The following is a 15,656-nucleotide window of genomic DNA, read 5'->3' as shown; positions in this document are numbered from 1 at the left end:
GGCCGGGCGGCGATGAGGGGACCCTCGAAACCGGTCTCGGGCCGACAGGGCGCGGCGCAACGAAAAGGCCGCCCGTGCGGGGGCGGCCTTCGATCCTGTTCCATGTTCCGGGGCATCGGACCCGACGCGTTCGGGACGATCTGCGGAGATCAAGACCCCACCCGCCCGTTTGTCCGGTCGGTGCGGGGTCTTGTGGCCTCCCCCCCGGAGCTCGTGGTTCGTCTCAGGCCTTGGGCGCGCCCTCGCCGGGCTTGCCGGGGGCAGTCCCCTGCGGGCGGGCCTGCGGTTGCGCGGCTTGCCCGGCCGGGGCGGATTGCACCCGCTTGCCGGTGTTCAGCGGATCGTCCTGGCGCTGCACCGAGCCTTCGAAATGCGCGCCGCTCTCGATCGCGATGGTCTTGTGGATGATGTCGCCCTCGACCCGGGCGGTCGAGGTCAGGCGGACCTTCAGCCCGCGCACCCGGCCGATCACCCGGCCGTTGATGACGACGTCATCGGCGACGACCTCGCCGCGCACGGTGGCGTTCTCGCCGACGGTCAGCAGATGGGCCGAGATGTCGCCGTCGATGGTACCTTCGATCTGGATATCGCCGGTGGTCTTGAGATTGCCGGTGACGACAAGATCGGAAGACAGCATCGAGGCGGGCGGCTTGGCGCGCGGCGGCGTGGGGAGGGGGCTGTCGCCGGGGCGGGGAGCGGCGGGCGCCTCGAACGCCTTTGCCTTCTCGGCCTCGCCGGCCTTGGGCCCGGGCTCGTTGATCCTGCTCTTAGAAAACATTTCTGGCTGCCTTGATATAGGTCATCGGGTTCACGGGTTTCCCGTCGACGCGCACCTCATAGTGAACATGGGTGCCGGTCGACCGTCCGGAACTTCCCATATCACCGATCCGGTCCCCGCGCGAGACCCTTTGGCCGGCCTCGACGCGGATCTTCGACATGTGAGCGTAGCGGGTGACGATCCCGAATTCGTGACGGATCTCGACCATCCGGCCATAGCCCGACATCCATTGCGCCCGGACCACCACCCCGTCGGCGGTGGCATGGATCGGCGTGCCATAGGCCGAGGCCATGTCGACGCCTTCATGCATCCGCCGGCCGCCCAGCGTCGGATGCTCGCGCACGCCGAACGGGCTGGTCAGCCGGTAGCCCGCCTTGACGGGCTGGGCAAAGGGCAGCTTTTCGGCCGCGATACGGTACATGTTGATTTCGTCGAGCCGCCCCATGATCGCCCGGGCGCGGATCTCGTCGGGGGTCAGGTCGGCCGCGGCGCCCTTGGTCGAGACCGACAGCGGCGTCAGCGGGCCGCCGATGCCGGAATAGCCCTGGCGGACGCGGTTGATGATGGACTTGGTGTTCAGCCCGGCCGCCTTGAACATCTTGTCGAGCGGCGCCATCGAGACCGTCAGCGCCTCTTCGAGCGAGGTGAAGATCTGGTCGTTGCGTTCGGCGTCGAGCTCGCGCTCGTAGGACATGGTGCGGACCATGTCATAGGCCGAGGCCGCGTCGGCGGCGATCCGGTCGCGTTCCTCGGCGGTCTGGTCGAGCGCGCCGGTCAGGAAGGCCAGCGTCTGCTGGACATCGGCCGGGCGCGGCCCTTCGGCGGGCGCCGTCTCGCCGGCCAGTTGCGCGGCCAGCTCCTGGCTGCGGCCTTGGGCGGCGTCGCGTTCGGCAAGCGTGCGGCGCAGCGTCTTCTGGATCACGGCCATCCCGGTTTCCAGCTCGCGGCGCCGTTCCTCCGAGGCCAGAAGCGTCGATTGCATCTTCGAGACCTCGTCGAGCGCGAGGTTGAACCGGTCCTGGGCCTCGCGCACATCCTGGGCGCGGCGGTCGCGCTCGGCGGCGATGGCATTCAGGCGGGTGTCGTAAAGCGCCTGTTCGCGGCGGGCCTGATCGCGCAGATTGCCCGAACCGACCTGGTCGATCAGCAGGATCGAGCTAGCTACCATGGTCCAGGCGACAAGCGCCGTCGTGCCCGAGAGGGCCGCCGCCTGGGTCAGAGGCGACAACCGGACGAAACGCGTACTGTCGTCGGACCGGAGGAACAGTCGTTTTTCGGGAAGGTAGCGCCCGAGCGCCACATCGATGCGGTGAAGGAATCGCGCCGTCAATGTCTGCCTCATCTGCCCGTTTCAGGTCCGGTTCAGACGCTCCGCAGCCGGGACGCCTTTGTCCCGTGACTACTGAGAGCCCTGTGCCGTCGCAAGGTTCTTAAGCCCTTTTCAGGCATTTGGGTGAAACTTAGGCGGAAGGTGGCGAAATTCTGCCGATAGACACGCAAGAGTTGCATTGCTCCCGCAGGTTCGATCCGGATAATCCGGACCTGTCGCCGCGGTGCCACAGGGGCTGACAAGCTCAGGCCAGCGGGCCGAAAGCGAGGGTCGGCGGTCCGGCCGGCCGGACGGGGCGCCCACCGCCCCGCCGTGGGTTCCGGGCGGCGGCGACCGACCGCGGTCAGGGCGCGGTCAGAGCGCGCGAACCGCCTCCAGCACCTCTTCGGCATGGCCCGGCACCTTCACCTTGCGCCAGATCCGGGCGATGCGGCCCGCGCCGTCGATCAGGAAGGTCGCGCGCTCGATGCCCATATAGGTCTTGCCGTACATCGACTTCTCGACCCAGACGCCGTAGCGCTCGCAGACATCGCCAGCCTCGTCCGACAGAAGCGGCACGCTCAGATCGTGCTTGCCGCGGAACTTGCCATGTTTGACGACGCTGTCCTTCGAGATGCCGAAGACGCGCGCGCCCGCCGCCTCGAATTCGGTCAGCAGGCCGGAAAAGGCGACGGCTTCCTTCGTGCATCCCGACGTGTCATCCTTCGGGTAGAAATACAGAACCACCGGCGCCGGGCGCTGCGCCGACAGGGTCACGGGGTCGCCCGCATCCTGGGGCAGGGTGAAATCGGGGGCGGTCTGGCCGGTCTCGGTCATGGTCGACTCTTTCCTCGGGGCCCGGATAGGACGGGCGGGACGGGTTGGCAGATGGGCGCCATCGGTGTAGCGCGACGGTCTGGCGCGACGGGGCAAAGAATAGCCGCCGCGGGCGGGCGGGCAAGACAGGAGCGGGCGGGCCGCGCTGCGGCGGGGCGCCCGGAGGCATGAGCGACACAGACACCCCCTCGGACCCTTCCGGGCTGCATCCGCATCAGCGCTTCGGGCTCTGGGTGCTGATCAGCCTTGGCATGCTGGCCGGCGCACTGGGGCTGTTGGCGCTGGTGCTGAGCGAACGCACGGTGACGCTGCCCGACTGGGCGACCGCGCGGATCGAGGCGCAGGTCAATGCCGGTCTGTCGCCCCTGGTGCTGCGGCTCGACCGGGTGGGGGTCAGCCTGTCGCGCCGCGAGTCCCCGCAGGTGCATCTGGGCGGGGTGACGCTGACCGATGCCGCCGGGCGCGAGGTGCTGCGCCTGCCCCGGGCCGATGCGCGGCTCGCCGGGGGCGCGCTGCTGCAACGGCGGCTCGAGGTCTCCAACCTGGCCCTGACCGGCGCCGATCTCACCCTGCGCCGCGGCGCCGACGGCGTCATCGACCTAGCACTTGGCGGCACCGGGGCGCCGTTCAGCCTTGGCGGCAGCGTGGCCGAGGTGCTTGACGAGATCGACCGCGCCTTCGACACGCCCGCGCTCGCGCCGTTGCGCGCGGTCAGCGTCGAGGGGCTGGCGCTGACCTATGTCGATGCCCGGGCGGGCCGCACCTGGCGGGTCGAGAACGGGCTGATGACGCTGGACCAGACCGCCGAGACGGTTGCGGTGCAGGCCTTCTTCTCGCTGCGGGGCTCGGCCCCCGTCGCGTCGGAATTCGCCTTCGGCTTCACCTCGTCGAAGGGCAGCCCGGCGGCCCGGTTCTCGGCCAGCTTCTCGGACGTGCCTTCCGCCGACATCGCCACCCAGTCGCCCGCGCTGGTGCCGCTCAAGCTGATCGAGGCGCCGATCTCGGGGGCGATCCGCAGCCAGATCGACGCCGCCGGGAAGATCGGCGATCTCAGCGCCTCGCTGGAAATCGGGCGGGGCGCGCTGACCCCGCCGGGCGGCGCGGTGCCGATCCGGTTCGACTCGGCCCAAAGCTATTTCACCTACAACGCGCAAAGCGGCCGGATCGAGCTTGGGCGGCTGTCGCTCGACACCTCGGCCCTGCGGCTCGCGGGCGAAGGCCATGCCGATCTGGTCGCGCCCGAAGGCGGCTGGCCCGAGGCGGTGGTGGCGCAGGTCCGCTTCAGCGAGGTCGGGCTCGACCCCGATGGCGTCTTCGAACGCCCGGCGGCGTTTTCCGGCGGCGCGCTCGACATCAAGTTCGAACTCGATCCGTTCGAGGCGCGGATCGGGCAGCTGGTGCTGACCGATGGCGAGGCCGCCTATCGCGCCGCGGGGCGCGTACGGGCGTTGCCCGAGGGCTGGGATGTGGCGATGAGCGCGGATATCGACCGGGTCGATTACCAGCGTCTGCTGGCGCTCTGGCCGGTGACGGTCGCCAAGGGCGCGCGGCGCTGGCTGGGCCGCGCGCTGTCGGCGGGCGAGCTTTACGACGCCCATCTGGGGCTGCGGCGGCCGCCCGACGGAACGCTGCGGGCCGCGCTCGGGGCGCGCATCCGCGACGCCGAGGTGAAATTCCTGCCCGAGATGCCTCCCTTGCAGGGCGGGCGCGGCTATCTGGCGATCGACGACCGGACGCTGACCGTCGCGGTCGAGGGCGGCACGGTCGAGGCGCCCGAGGGCGGGACGGTGGATGTGGCGGGCTCGACCCTGCAGGTGCCGGACGTCACCGAAGATCCGGCCCGAGCCGTGTTCCGGCTGAGAACCGACGGCACGATTCCGGCGGCGCTGGCGCTGACCGGGTTGCCGCCGGTGCGGCTGGGCAGCCGCGTCACCCTGCCCGCGAACCCGGCCGAGGGCCACGCGCGCCTCTCGACCGAGCTGAGGCTGCCCCTGATCCGCGATCTTCCGCTCACCGAGATCGGCTACCGGGTCGACGGGGTGCTGAGCGATGCGGTCTCCGAGACGCTGGTCCCGGGCCGCCGCCTTGAGGCCGCCGCGCTCGAGTTTCGGGCCGATGAGGACGCGGTGTCGATCTCGGGCGAGGCGGCGCTTGACGGTGTGCCGCTCCGCGCGGTCTGGACCCAGCCGACCGGCGCCGGGGCTGACGGCACGTCGCAGGTGACCGGCACGGTCGAGCTTTCGCAACGCGCCAACGCGGGCTTCGGTCTTGGCCTGCCCGAAGACAGCCTGAGCGGCGCCGCGCGCGGGGCTTTCGCGCTGACGCTGGCCCCGGACACGCCGCCCGCGCTGACGCTGACCTCGGATCTGGCCGGGCTGGGGCTGCGGCTCGACGCGCTTCGTTGGTCGAAGGCGGCGGACCGGACCGGGCGGCTGGAGCTTACGGCAGCGCTTGGCGACACCCCCGCCGTCGAGAGCCTCAGCTTCGAGGCGCCGGGTCTGGCCGCCGAGGGCACGGTCGCGATCAAGCCCGGCGGCGGGCTCGATGCGGCGCGGTTCTCGCGGGTGCGGCTGGGCGGCTGGCTCGACGCGGCGGTGACGCTGACCGGGCAGGGGGCGGGCAAGCCTCCGGCGGTGGCGATCACCGGAGGCACCGCCGATCTGGCCGGGGCGCCGATCGGCGGGGGTGCGGGGGCGGGGGCAGGCGCGATCGCCGTGGCGCTCGACCGGGTGCGGGTCGGCGACGGGATCGAGCTGACCCGGGTGCGGGGCCGGCTGAACGGAACCGCGGGCCAGATCACCGGACTGGTCGCCGGGGCCGCACCCGTCGAGGTCACGCTGGTTCCGGCGCGCGCAGGCATGGCGGTGCGGGTGCGCGCCTCCGATGCCGGTGCGGTGCTGGGGGCGGCCGGGATCTACCGGCGCGCCAGTGGCGGTACGCTCGATCTGGTGCTGAACCCGACCGGCACGCCCGGCCATTACGACGGCACCGCCCATGTCGAGAATCTCAGGGTCGGCGGCACGCCGGTGATGGTCGAACTTCTCAGCGCGATTTCGGTGGTGGGCCTGCTGGAACTGCTGGATGGCGAGGGGCTGGCCTTCACCAATGTCGAGGCGCGGTTCCGTCTGGTGCCGGGCGCCGTCGAGATCCGCGAGGGCAGCGCCATCGGACCCTCGCTGGGGGTGTCGCTGCAGGGGGTCTACCTGACCGGCTCGAAGCGGATGGATTTCCGGGGCGTGCTGTCGCCGGTCTACATGTTCAACGGCATCGGGTCGGTCCTGACCCGGAAGGGCGAGGGGCTTCTGGGCTTCAACTTCTCGCTGAAGGGCAATCCCGCCGATCCCGAGGTCGGGGTCAACCCGCTGTCGATCCTGACGCCCGGCATGTTCCGCGAGCTCTTCCGTCGCCCGGCGCCGACCCTTAAAGAGACGCCATGAAACTTTCCGATTTCGATTTCGACCTGCCCGAGGCGCTGATCGCCACGCGCCCGGCCCGGCCCCGTTCGTCGGCCCGGCTGCTGGTGGCCGAGGGCGATACGATCCGCGATCTGCATATGCGCGATCTGTCCGATCTGCTGGGGCCGGGCGACCGTCTGGTCCTGAACGACACGCGGGTGATCCCGGCGCGGCTGTCGGGCCAGCGGCTGCGCCAGACGGGTCAGGGCCCGGCCGAGGCGCGGGTCGAGGTCACGCTGATGGAACCGGCGGCGGGCGGGCAGTGGCGGGCGATGGCCAGGCCGCTGAAAAAGCTGAAACCCGGCGATTGCATCCGGTTTTCCGACGCGCTCTCGGCCGAGGTCGCGGCGCGCGGGGACGAGGACGTGACGCTGGCCTTCGACTGCACGGGGGCTGCCTTCGACGCGGCGCTGGCCGAGGCCGGCGCGATGCCGCTGCCGCCCTATATCGCCGCCCGCCGCCCGGCCGATGCGCAGGACCGCGAGGACTACCAGACGGTCTGGGCCGCGCGGCCGGGCGCGGTCGCGGCGCCCACGGCGTCGCTGCATTTCGACGAGCCGCTGCTGGCGGCGCTGGCCGCGAAGGGCGTGGCCTTCAGCCATGTGACGCTGCATGTGGGGGCGGGGACCTTCCTGCCGGTCAAGGTCGACGATGTGTCCGACCACCGGATGCATGCCGAATGGGGCGAGGTGTCCGAGACCGCCGCGGCCGAGATCAACGCCACCCGTGCGGCGGGCGGGCGGATCATTCCGGTCGGCACCACGGCGCTGCGGCTGATCGAGACCGCCGCCGACGAGACCGGCCGGATCGCGCCCTGGCGGGGCGAGACCGACATCTTCATCCGGCCCGGGTACCGGTTCCGGCTGACCGATGCGCTGATCACCAATTTCCATCTGCCGCGCTCGACGCTCCTGATGCTGGTTTCCGCGCTGATGGGGGTCGGATCTATCCGGAAAATTTACCTTCATGCGGTTGAACATGGATATCGTTTCTTCTCCTATGGCGACGCGTCGCTTCTGATTCCGCCGGGTCGGGACCGGCCGGACAGCGGTCGCCCGGGGCATCCCCCCTCCGCCCCGACCGCGTAAGACCGCAAGACCGCAAGATCTCGAAAGGACGTTTCCGTGTTGAAGGTGTTGGCCAGCTCCTGGGCCCTGCTGCTGGGCATTCTTCTGCTCATGGTGGGCAACGGCATCCAGGGCACGCTGCTGGGGATCCGCGGCGGGATCGAGGGCTTCTCGACCTTCGAGATGTCGATCGTGATGTCGGCCTACTTCCTGGGCTTCCTCGGGGGCTCGCGGCTGGCGCCGGAAATGATCCGCCGGGTCGGGCATATCCGGGTCTTCGCGGCGCTCGGCTCGTTCATATCGGCCGTCCTGATCCTCTACCCGGCCTGGACCGATCCCGTCGCCTGGACCATCGGGCGCGTCCTGATCGGGTTCTGTTTCTCGGGCGTCTATGTCACCGCCGAAAGCTGGCTGAACAACTCCGCCACGAACGAGACGCGGGGGCAGGCGCTGTCGCTTTACATGATCACCCAGATGGCGGGCATCGTCGCGGCGCAGGGGCTGTTGCTGACCGCCGATCCGGGCGGGTTCATCCTGTTCATCATCCCCTCGGTGCTGGTGTCGATCTCGTTTGCGCCGATCCTGCTGTCGGTCAGCCCGACGCCGCCCTTCGAAACCGCGAAACCCATGAAGCTGCGCGACCTGATCCGCACCTCGCCCACCGGGACGGTCGGGGTGTTCCTGATGGGGGGCGTGTTCTCGGCGCTGTTCGGGATGGCCTCGGTCTTCGGGTCCGAGGCGGGGCTGTCGGTGGCCGAGATCTCGGCCTTCGTCGCCGCGATCTATCTGGGCGGGCTGCTCTTTCAGTACCCGATCGGCTGGCTGTCGGACCGGATCGACCGGCGCACCCTGATCCTTGCGGCCGCCGCCACCGGCGCCGCCGCCGCGGGCGCCGCGATGCTGGTCGGCGGCAGCTACAGCGCCCTGCTGGCCGCGGCCTTCGTCATCGGCGGCATGTCGAACCCGCTCTATTCGCTGCTGATCGCCTATACCAACGACTACCTTCAACCCGAGGACATGGCCGCCGCCTCGGGCGGGATGCTGTTTCTCAACGGCGTCGGGGCGATCGTCGGGCCGCTGGTCACCGGCTGGGCGATGGGCGCCATCGGCCCTTTGGGCTTTTTCCTCTTCATCGCGGTGCTGATGGCCTCGCTGGCGGTCTTCACCGCCTTCCGGATGACCCAGCGCGCGCCGGTGCCGGTGGACGAGACCGGCAGCTACGCGCCGGTCCTGCCCTCGGCCACGCCGGTCGCGGTCGAGCTGGCGCAGGAAATCGCCATCGAGGCCGCGCAGGACGACCAGCCAACACCACCGCCCGGCGGCCCCGCACAAACGCCGGGCTGACCGGTTCGACGGCTTGAACCGCCCGGCCAAATCTGAAACGATCCGGGCCAGCACGAACAGGCAGCCTACGGCCGAGGAGGATCAGATGCCGCGCCGCGAACAGATCATCAGGTTCTGGATGGAAGACGTCGGCCCCGAGGGCTGGTACAAGGCCGATCCCGAGGTCGATGCCGCCATCACCGAACGCTTCAAGGGCGACTGGGAAGCGGCCCATTCCGGCGAGTTGCACGAATGGGTGACCAACCCGGCGGGCGCCTTCGCCTTCCTGATCCTGACCGACCAGTTTCCGCGCAACATGTTCCGCGGCGACTGGCGCGCCTTCGCCACCGACGCGCTGGCCCGGGCCGCCGCCAAGCAGGCGATCGAACATAATTTCGACATGCGCTACCCCGAGCCCGAGCGGCAGTTCTTCTACATGCCGCTGATGCATTCGGAATGCCTGATGGACCAGGACCGCTGCGTCCGCCTGATGCTGACCCGCATGCCCGAGACCGGTGCCGACAACCTCCTGCATGCCAAGGCCCATCGCGAACTGATCCGCCGCTTCGGCCGCTTCCCGTTCCGCAATGCCGCACTGCATCGCGGCTCGTCCGAGGAAGAGGTCGCCTTCCTCGAGCGGGGTGGCTACGGCGCCTGTCTGGACGAGTTGCGCGCCTCGGCCTGAGGCGACCGTCGCAGGTTGTTACACCGTCGCCCCGCCCGCGGGTGCGGCGGTCCTGCGCGTCGGTTCGGGAAAGCCGCACGCGCGCAAGAGAAAACGGGAACCGGAACAGGGGGGCGCCATGGCCGCGCGTAACTTCGACATGATCGTGATCGGCGCGGGGCCGGGGGGCTATGTGGCGGCGATCCGCGGCGCCCAGCTGGGGCTCAGCGTCGCCGTGGTCGAACGCGAACATCTGGGGGGCATCTGCCTCAACTGGGGCTGCATCCCCACCAAGGCGCTGTTGCGCTCGGCCGAGGTGTTCCACCTGATGCACCGCGCCAGGGAATTCGGCCTGAAGGCCGAGGGCATCGGCTATGACCTGCCCGCCGTGGTCAAGCGCTCGCGCGGGGTGGCCAAGCAGTTGGCCTCGGGCGTCGGGCATCTGCTGAAGAAGAACAAGGTCACCGTGGTGATGGGCGAGGCCACGCTGCCCGAGAAGGGCCGCGTTTCGGTCAAGACCGACAAGGGCACCGAAGAGCTGACCGCCAGGGCCATCGTTCTGGCGACCGGTGCCCGGGCGCGGAACCTGCCGGGGCTCGAGGCCGACGGCAAGCGGGTCTGGTCCTACAAGCACGCCCTGCAGCCGCCGCACGAACCGAAGAAGCTGCTGGTCATCGGCTCGGGCGCCATCGGGATCGAGTTCGCCAGCTTCTTCAACACGCTTGGCGCCGAAACCACGGTTGTCGAGGTGATGGACCGGATTCTGCCCGTGGAGGATGCCGAGATCTCGGCCTTCGCGAAGAAACAGTTCGAAAAGCAGGGCATGAAGATCCGCGAAAAGGCAACGGTCAAACAACTGGATCGCGGTGCCGACACGGTCGGCGCTCATGTCGAACAGAACGGCAAGACCGAGAAGATCGAGGTCGATACCGTGATTTCCGCCGTCGGCATCGTCGGCAATGTCGAGGGGCTGGGGCTTGAGGATCTGGGGGTCACGATCGACCGCACCCATGTCGTCACCGACGATTATTGCCGGACCGGGGTCGAGGGGCTTTATGCCATCGGAGACGTGGCGGGCGCGCCCTGGCTCGCGCACAAGGCCAGCCACGAGGGGGTGATGGTGGCCGAGCTGATCGCCGGCGGCAAGCCGCACCCGATCAGGCCGGGGTCCATCGCGGGCTGTACCTACTGCCACCCGCAGGTCGCAAGCGTCGGGCTGACCGAGGCCCGGGCCAAAGAGAAGGGCTATGAGGTCAAGGTCGGCCGCTTCCCCTTCATCGGCAACGGCAAGGCCATCGCCCTTGGCGAGCCCGAGGGTATGGTCAAGACCGTCTTCGACGCGAAGACCGGCGAGCTGCTGGGCGCACATATGGTCGGCGCCGAGGTGACCGAGCTGATCCAGGGCTATGTCGTGGCGCGCGGGCTGGAAACCACCGAGGCCGACCTGATGCAGACGGTCTTCCCGCACCCGACGCTGAGCGAGATGATGCACGAATCCGTGCTGGATGCCTGGGACCGGGCGATCCATTTCTAGGCCCGGCCGCGGCAGGCCCTCCGTCCTGCGGGGGGCGCCACCGCTCTGTCGGATGGGCCTATTTCTCGACCGGCAGCTTGGCGTTCAGCCATTCGCGGAACGTGCCCATGTTGTAGACGTCGTCATAGCCCATCTTCTTCATCATCCGCGCCGCCAGCAGCGACCGGCTGCCATTCTCGCAATAAAGCGCAAAGCTCTTGGCCGGGTCGAGCGCCGGGTCGAAATGCGGGCTCTTGGCATCGGCCTTGTGCCGGATCATCTGCAGCGGGATATGCAGCGCGCCCTTGGCCTTGCCGAACCGTGCCACCTCGTGGATCTCGCGCACGTCGATCAGCACCAGTTCGCCCTTCTCGGCATGGACACTGGCATCCTTGGCGCGAATCTCCTCGATATAGGGATAGACCTTTGCCATGAGGTCGAACCATTTGAGCATCGCGCCCTCCTGTCCTGAAAGATTCGGCCGCACTATAGGGGGACCGGCCCGAATGTTAAGCGCGCACGGGGCCGCAGCGCACCCGATGGCGCATGTTCCTGACCTGTTCTCATTTTCCGGTTGGAGATCGCCCCAAGGTCACCTATTTCTTACCCACCATTCCCGGGGGCGACGATGGCCGAGTTGAAACGGATCGAGGTGCGCGGCGCGCGCGAGCACAATCTCAAGAATGTCGATGTCGACATTCCGCGCGACGCGCTGGTGGTGATCACCGGGCTGTCGGGCTCGGGCAAGTCGAGCCTGGCCTTCGACACCATCTATGCCGAGGGCCAGCGGCGCTATGTCGAGAGCCTCTCGGCCTATGCGCGGCAATTCCTCGACATGATGGAAAAGCCCGATGTCGACCATATCAGCGGGCTGAGCCCGGCGATTTCCATCGAACAGAAGACGACCTCGAAGAACCCGCGTTCGACCGTCGGCACGGTGACCGAGATCTACGACTACATGCGGCTCCTGTTCGCGCGGGCGGGCACGCCTTACAGCCCCGCGACCGGCCTGCCGATCGAGGCCCAGCAGGTGCAGGACATGGTCGACCGGGTGCTGGCGATGGAACCCGGCACCCGGGCCCATCTTCTGGCCCCGGTCATCCGCGACCGGAAGGGCGAATACCGCAAGGAATTCATCGAACTGCGCAAGCAGGGGTTCCAGCGGGTCAAGGTCGACGGCCAGTTCTACGAGCTGGACGAACCGCCCGCGCTGGACAAGAAATTCCGGCATGACATCGACGTGGTGGTCGACCGGATCGTGGTGAAAGAGGGCATCGGGACCCGGCTCGCCGACAGCTTCCGCACCGCGCTGGACCTGGCCGACGGGATCGCGGTGCTGGAAACCGCGCCCGCCGAGGGCGATCCCGAACGGATCGTCTTTTCCGAGAATTTCGCCTGTCCGGTCAGCGGCTTCACCATCCCCGAGATCGAGCCTCGGCTGTTTTCCTTCAACGCGCCGTTCGGCGCCTGCCCCGATTGCGACGGGCTGGGGGTCGAGCTGTTCTTCGACGAACGCCTTGTCGTGCCCGATGCGGCGCTGACCGTTTATGACGGCGCCATCGCGCCCTGGCGCAAGGGCAAGTCGCCCTATTTCCGCCAGACCATCGAGGCCATCGCCCGCCATTACGGGTTCGAGCGCGACACGCCCTGGAAGGATCTGCCCGCGAAGGTGCAGCAGGTCTTCCTGCGCGGCTCGGGCGACGAGGAAATCCCGTTCCGCTATGACGAGGGCGGGCGGGTCTATCAGGTGACGCGCCCCTTCGAGGGGGTGATCCCCAACATGGAACGCCGCTACCGCGAAACCGACAGCGCCTGGGTCCGCGAGGAATTCGAGAATTACCAGAACAACCGCCCCTGCCAGAGCTGCGGCGGCCACCGTCTGCGCCCCGAGGCGCTGGCGGTCAAGATCGCCGGGCTGCATGTGGGCCAGGTGGTGCAGATGTCGATCCGCGAGGCCCATGCCTGGGTGCAGACGGTGCCCGAGCATCTGACCAACCAGAAGAACGAGATCGCCCGCGCGATCCTCAAGGAGATCCGCGAGCGGCTGGGGTTCCTGAACAATGTGGGCCTCGACTACCTGACGCTGGCGCGGAATTCGGGCACGCTGTCGGGCGGCGAAAGCCAGCGGATCCGGCTGGCCAGCCAGATCGGGTCGGGGCTGACGGGCGTGCTGTACGTTCTCGACGAACCCTCGATCGGGCTGCATCAGCGCGATAACGGGCGGCTTCTGACCACGCTGAAGAACCTGCGCGACCAGGGCAATTCGGTGCTGGTGGTCGAGCATGACGAAGAGGCGATCCGCGAGGCCGATTACGTGCTGGACCTCGGGCCCGGCGCGGGGGTGCATGGCGGGCAGATCGTGGCCCGCGGCACGCCCGAGGAAATCGCGGCCGACCCGGCCTCGGTCACCGGGCAGTACCTGTCGGGCACGCGCGAGATTGCGGTGCCGACCGAACGGCGCCCCGGCAACGGCAAGGCGGTGACCGTGGTCAAGGCCACGGGCAACAACCTGCATGAGGTGACGGCCCGCTTTCCGCTGGGCAAGTTCGTCTGCGTCACCGGCGTTTCCGGCGGCGGCAAGTCGACCCTGACCATCGAGACGCTGTTCAAGACGGCCTCGATGCGGCTGAACGGGGCGCGCCAGACGCCCGCGCCCTGCGAAACGATCAAGGGGCTCGAGCATCTGGACAAGGTGATCGACATCGACCAGCGGCCCATCGGCCGCACCCCGCGGTCAAACCCCGCGACTTACACCGGCGCCTTCACGCCAATCCGCGACTGGTTCGCCGGGCTTCCCGAGGCCAAGGCGCGCGGCTATAAACCAGGGCGCTTCAGCTTCAACGTCAAGGGCGGGCGCTGCGAGGCCTGCCAGGGCGACGGGGTCATCAAGATCGAGATGCACTTCCTGCCCGATGTCTATGTGACTTGCGAAACGTGCCATGGGGCACGGTATAACCGCGAAACCCTTGAGATCCGGTTCAAGGGCAAAAGTATCGCCGACGTTCTCGACATGACGGTCGAGGATGCGCAGGACTTCTTCAAGGCGGTGCCTTCGATCCGCGAGAAGATGGATGCGCTGATGCATGTGGGCCTGGGCTATATCAAGGTCGGCCAGCAGGCGACGACGCTGTCGGGCGGCGAGGCGCAGCGCGTGAAGCTGTCTAAGGAACTGTCGAAACGCGCCACGGGGCGGACGCTGTATATCCTCGACGAACCGACCACGGGGTTGCATTTCGAGGATGTGCGGAAACTGCTCGAAGTGCTGCACGAGCTGGTCGATCAGGGCAATACGGTCGTGGTGATCGAGCATAATCTCGACGTCATCAAGACCGCCGACTGGATCATCGATATCGGCCCCGAAGGCGGCGATGGCGGCGGCCGGATCGTGGCCGAGGGCACGCCCGAAGAGGTCGCGGCCTGCGAGGCCAGCCATACCGGGCGCTATCTCAAGGACATGCTGAAGCCGCGCCAGGTCGCGGCCGAATGACCGTTTGCCCCGCGCCATGCCCCGCGCGCCACCGGACGGGCGCGCGGGGCATGGGTCAGTTCGACATCGCGGCGATCATGCCGACGACGCCCAGCACCGCCAGCGTGTCGGGGTTCACCTTCAGCACGATCCCGTCATTGCGGGTATAGTAGCGCGCGTTCGGGTCGAGCCCGTGGCGTTCGGGATGCGGCATCGGCCGGAAGTCCTTCGGCACATGACGGCCGACCGCCACGCCCTGCGGCATCGGCGCCGGACGGATCTCGCCGCCCTGCGGCGCTTGTCCGGGGTCCCCGGCGCCCTGGGCCGGGCGCGGGCCGGGTTGGCCCATGGCGGGCGATCCGCCGATCTGCATCTTGCCTTGCGGTGCCGGCTGGCCCTGCTGGGGCTTGGCGTTCGGTTTGCCCGGACCGGGCGGCTGGCCGCCGGGACCCGTCTGTTGCTGTGCCCCGGCCTGCGGTTCGCCCTTTCCGGGCGGCTGCTGGCCCCGCGGTTGGCCCCGCGGTTGGTCCTGGGCGCACTGACCGGTCTTCATCGCTTGCCCGGGCGGGCAGCCCTGCGGCTGGGCCTGTGCCAGGCTCAGCCCGGCGGTCAGGGCAATCGTCGCCGCGAGCCCGGTCGTCAGAAGTCGCATCTTGTCCTCCATGATCGGCGTTCCGGGGACGGTACGGCGCCCGGTTCCGGCTCCGTCGGCGGGTCTTGGGCGATGCGCCGGTTTCCGCCGACAGGTCGGACGGCAGGGGTCAGTTGACCAGAGCGTCGGTGGCGCCGATCAGGTTCAGCGCCTTGCGGGTCTCGGGATCGACGCGCGCGACCCAGCCGTCGTCGCGCACGCAATAGCTGCCCTGCGGGTCGAGCCGGTAGCGGCGCGGATCGGCGAGATAGCGATAGCGACCGTCGACCGGAGAACCCGCAACGATGCCATGGCCAGGCTCGGCGCCCTTGCGGGCCTGACCATGGGGAACGCAGGTCGGGCTTTTCTTGGCGAGGCCCGGCGTGCAATGCCCCGGCAAGGCGGTGGCGACGGCACGGGCCAGGGCGAAGGCGGCCGGGGCCGCCAGCAGGATCGGACGCCTGCGGGGTCTCCGGTTATGTCTCGGGACAAAACACCCGCGCGGGCAGACGGGTCAAAGCGGTGCCCAAAACTCCGGCCGCTTCGGCGCCGAACCGCTACCGGACTGGCAAAGGGCAGGGCGCTCCGGCGCCCTGCCGCTGTCGTCTTTGCG

Annotated in this window: 12 protein-coding genes; 6 read left to right on the top strand and 6 right to left on the bottom strand. The window is 68.9% G+C overall.

Annotated features, from left to right (window positions below):
- Window positions 1-223: 223 nt before the first annotated feature.
- The 3 genes from DSD19_RS12310 to DSD19_RS12300 all read right to left on the bottom strand — a co-directional run bounded on the left by DSD19_RS12310 (window position 224) and on the right by DSD19_RS12300 (window position 2,924).
- Entirely contained in the window at window positions 224-778 is a 555-nt protein-coding gene (locus DSD19_RS12310; RefSeq protein ID WP_075786316.1) for a polymer-forming cytoskeletal protein, read from the bottom strand.
- On the bottom strand, window positions 768-2,108 hold the full coding sequence (locus DSD19_RS12305; protein ID WP_371412596.1) for a DUF5930 domain-containing protein: 1,341 nt from the start codon (window positions 2,106-2,108) through the stop codon (window positions 768-770). Before DSD19_RS12305 ends, DSD19_RS12310 begins: the two co-directional genes overlap by 11 nt.
- A gap of 354 nt (window positions 2,109-2,462) precedes the next feature.
- Window positions 2,463-2,924: a peroxiredoxin gene (locus DSD19_RS12300; RefSeq protein ID WP_113669792.1), complete on the bottom strand. Its 462-nt coding sequence runs from the start codon at window positions 2,922-2,924 to the stop codon at window positions 2,463-2,465.
- 167 nt (window positions 2,925-3,091) lie between these two features.
- Here DSD19_RS12300 and DSD19_RS12295 point away from each other — a divergent pair, with 167 nt between their 5' ends.
- The 5 genes from DSD19_RS12295 to lpdA all read left to right on the top strand — a co-directional run bounded on the left by DSD19_RS12295 (window position 3,092) and on the right by lpdA (window position 10,967).
- Window positions 3,092-6,361 carry a DUF3971 domain-containing protein gene (locus tag DSD19_RS12295; RefSeq protein WP_113669791.1) on the top strand — a complete coding sequence of 1,090 codons (3,270 nt, stop codon included), beginning with the start codon at window positions 3,092-3,094 and terminating at the stop codon, window positions 6,359-6,361.
- The gene (gene queA / locus DSD19_RS12290; protein ID WP_113669790.1) at window positions 6,358-7,467 is read left to right on the top strand and encodes a tRNA preQ1(34) S-adenosylmethionine ribosyltransferase-isomerase QueA; all 1,110 of its coding nucleotides are present in this window, start codon (window positions 6,358-6,360) and stop codon (window positions 7,465-7,467) included. The genes DSD19_RS12295 and queA overlap by 4 nt, the downstream gene beginning before the upstream one ends.
- Before the next feature lie 36 nt (window positions 7,468-7,503).
- Window positions 7,504-8,790: an MFS transporter gene (locus tag DSD19_RS12285; protein ID WP_113669789.1), complete on the top strand. Its 1,287-nt coding sequence runs from the start codon at window positions 7,504-7,506 to the stop codon at window positions 8,788-8,790.
- A gap of 85 nt (window positions 8,791-8,875) precedes the next feature.
- Window positions 8,876-9,454, top strand: coding sequence for a DUF924 family protein (locus DSD19_RS12280; RefSeq protein ID WP_075786322.1), 579 nt, complete (start codon window positions 8,876-8,878; stop codon window positions 9,452-9,454).
- 118 nt (window positions 9,455-9,572) lie between these two features.
- Window positions 9,573-10,967, top strand: coding sequence for a dihydrolipoyl dehydrogenase (gene lpdA, locus DSD19_RS12275; protein WP_113669788.1), 1,395 nt, complete (start codon window positions 9,573-9,575; stop codon window positions 10,965-10,967).
- Window positions 10,968-11,025: 58 nt separating this feature from the next.
- Here lpdA and DSD19_RS12270 read toward each other — a convergent pair whose 3' ends face one another.
- A complete protein-coding gene (locus tag DSD19_RS12270; RefSeq protein WP_113669787.1) occupies window positions 11,026-11,400 on the bottom strand; it encodes a rhodanese-like domain-containing protein in 375 nt (124 codons plus the stop codon).
- 174 nt (window positions 11,401-11,574) lie between these two features.
- Between DSD19_RS12270 and uvrA the strand changes: the two genes are divergently transcribed.
- Window positions 11,575-14,433, top strand: coding sequence for an excinuclease ABC subunit UvrA (uvrA, locus tag DSD19_RS12265; protein WP_113669786.1), 2,859 nt, complete (start codon window positions 11,575-11,577; stop codon window positions 14,431-14,433).
- A 55-nt stretch (window positions 14,434-14,488) separates the two neighbouring features.
- Here the strand turns inward: uvrA and DSD19_RS12260 are convergent, their stop codons facing one another.
- Window positions 14,489-15,064: a hypothetical protein gene (locus tag DSD19_RS12260; RefSeq protein ID WP_133260427.1), complete on the bottom strand. Its 576-nt coding sequence runs from the start codon at window positions 15,062-15,064 to the stop codon at window positions 14,489-14,491.
- 109 nt (window positions 15,065-15,173) lie between these two features.
- On the bottom strand, window positions 15,174-15,443 hold the full coding sequence (locus tag DSD19_RS12255) for an excinuclease ABC subunit A (protein ID WP_113669784.1): 270 nt from the start codon (window positions 15,441-15,443) through the stop codon (window positions 15,174-15,176).
- Window positions 15,444-15,656: the final 213 nt, after the last annotated feature.

The sequence above is a fragment of the Rhodovulum sp. BSW8 genome, from assembly GCF_003314725.1.
Taxonomy (GTDB): Bacteria; Pseudomonadota; Alphaproteobacteria; order Rhodobacterales; family Rhodobacteraceae; genus Rhodovulum; species Rhodovulum visakhapatnamense.
Note: the sequence above shows the minus strand (reverse complement) of the source record. Positions and strands in the feature narration are given on the sequence as shown.

What these genes read in the sequence shown, in the direction of transcription:
- queA (WP_113669790.1), top strand. Translation starts at nt 6,358, where the DNA reads ATGAAACTTTCCGATTTCGATTTCGACCTGCCCGAGGCGCTGATCGCC.
- DSD19_RS12260 (WP_133260427.1), bottom strand. Translation starts at nt 15,064, where the DNA reads ATGCGACTTCTGACGACCGGGCTCGCGGCGACGATTGCCCTGACCGCC.
- DSD19_RS12270 (WP_113669787.1), bottom strand. Translation starts at nt 11,400, where the DNA reads ATGCTCAAATGGTTCGACCTCATGGCAAAGGTCTATCCCTATATCGAG.
- uvrA (WP_113669786.1), top strand. Translation starts at nt 11,575, where the DNA reads ATGGCCGAGTTGAAACGGATCGAGGTGCGCGGCGCGCGCGAGCACAAT.
- DSD19_RS12310 (WP_075786316.1), bottom strand. Translation starts at nt 778, where the DNA reads ATGTTTTCTAAGAGCAGGATCAACGAGCCCGGGCCCAAGGCCGGCGAG.
- DSD19_RS12300 (WP_113669792.1), bottom strand. Translation starts at nt 2,924, where the DNA reads ATGACCGAGACCGGCCAGACCGCCCCCGATTTCACCCTGCCCCAGGAT.
- lpdA (WP_113669788.1), top strand. Translation starts at nt 9,573, where the DNA reads ATGGCCGCGCGTAACTTCGACATGATCGTGATCGGCGCGGGGCCGGGG.
- DSD19_RS12295 (WP_113669791.1), top strand. Translation starts at nt 3,092, where the DNA reads ATGAGCGACACAGACACCCCCTCGGACCCTTCCGGGCTGCATCCGCAT.
- DSD19_RS12280 (WP_075786322.1), top strand. Translation starts at nt 8,876, where the DNA reads ATGCCGCGCCGCGAACAGATCATCAGGTTCTGGATGGAAGACGTCGGC.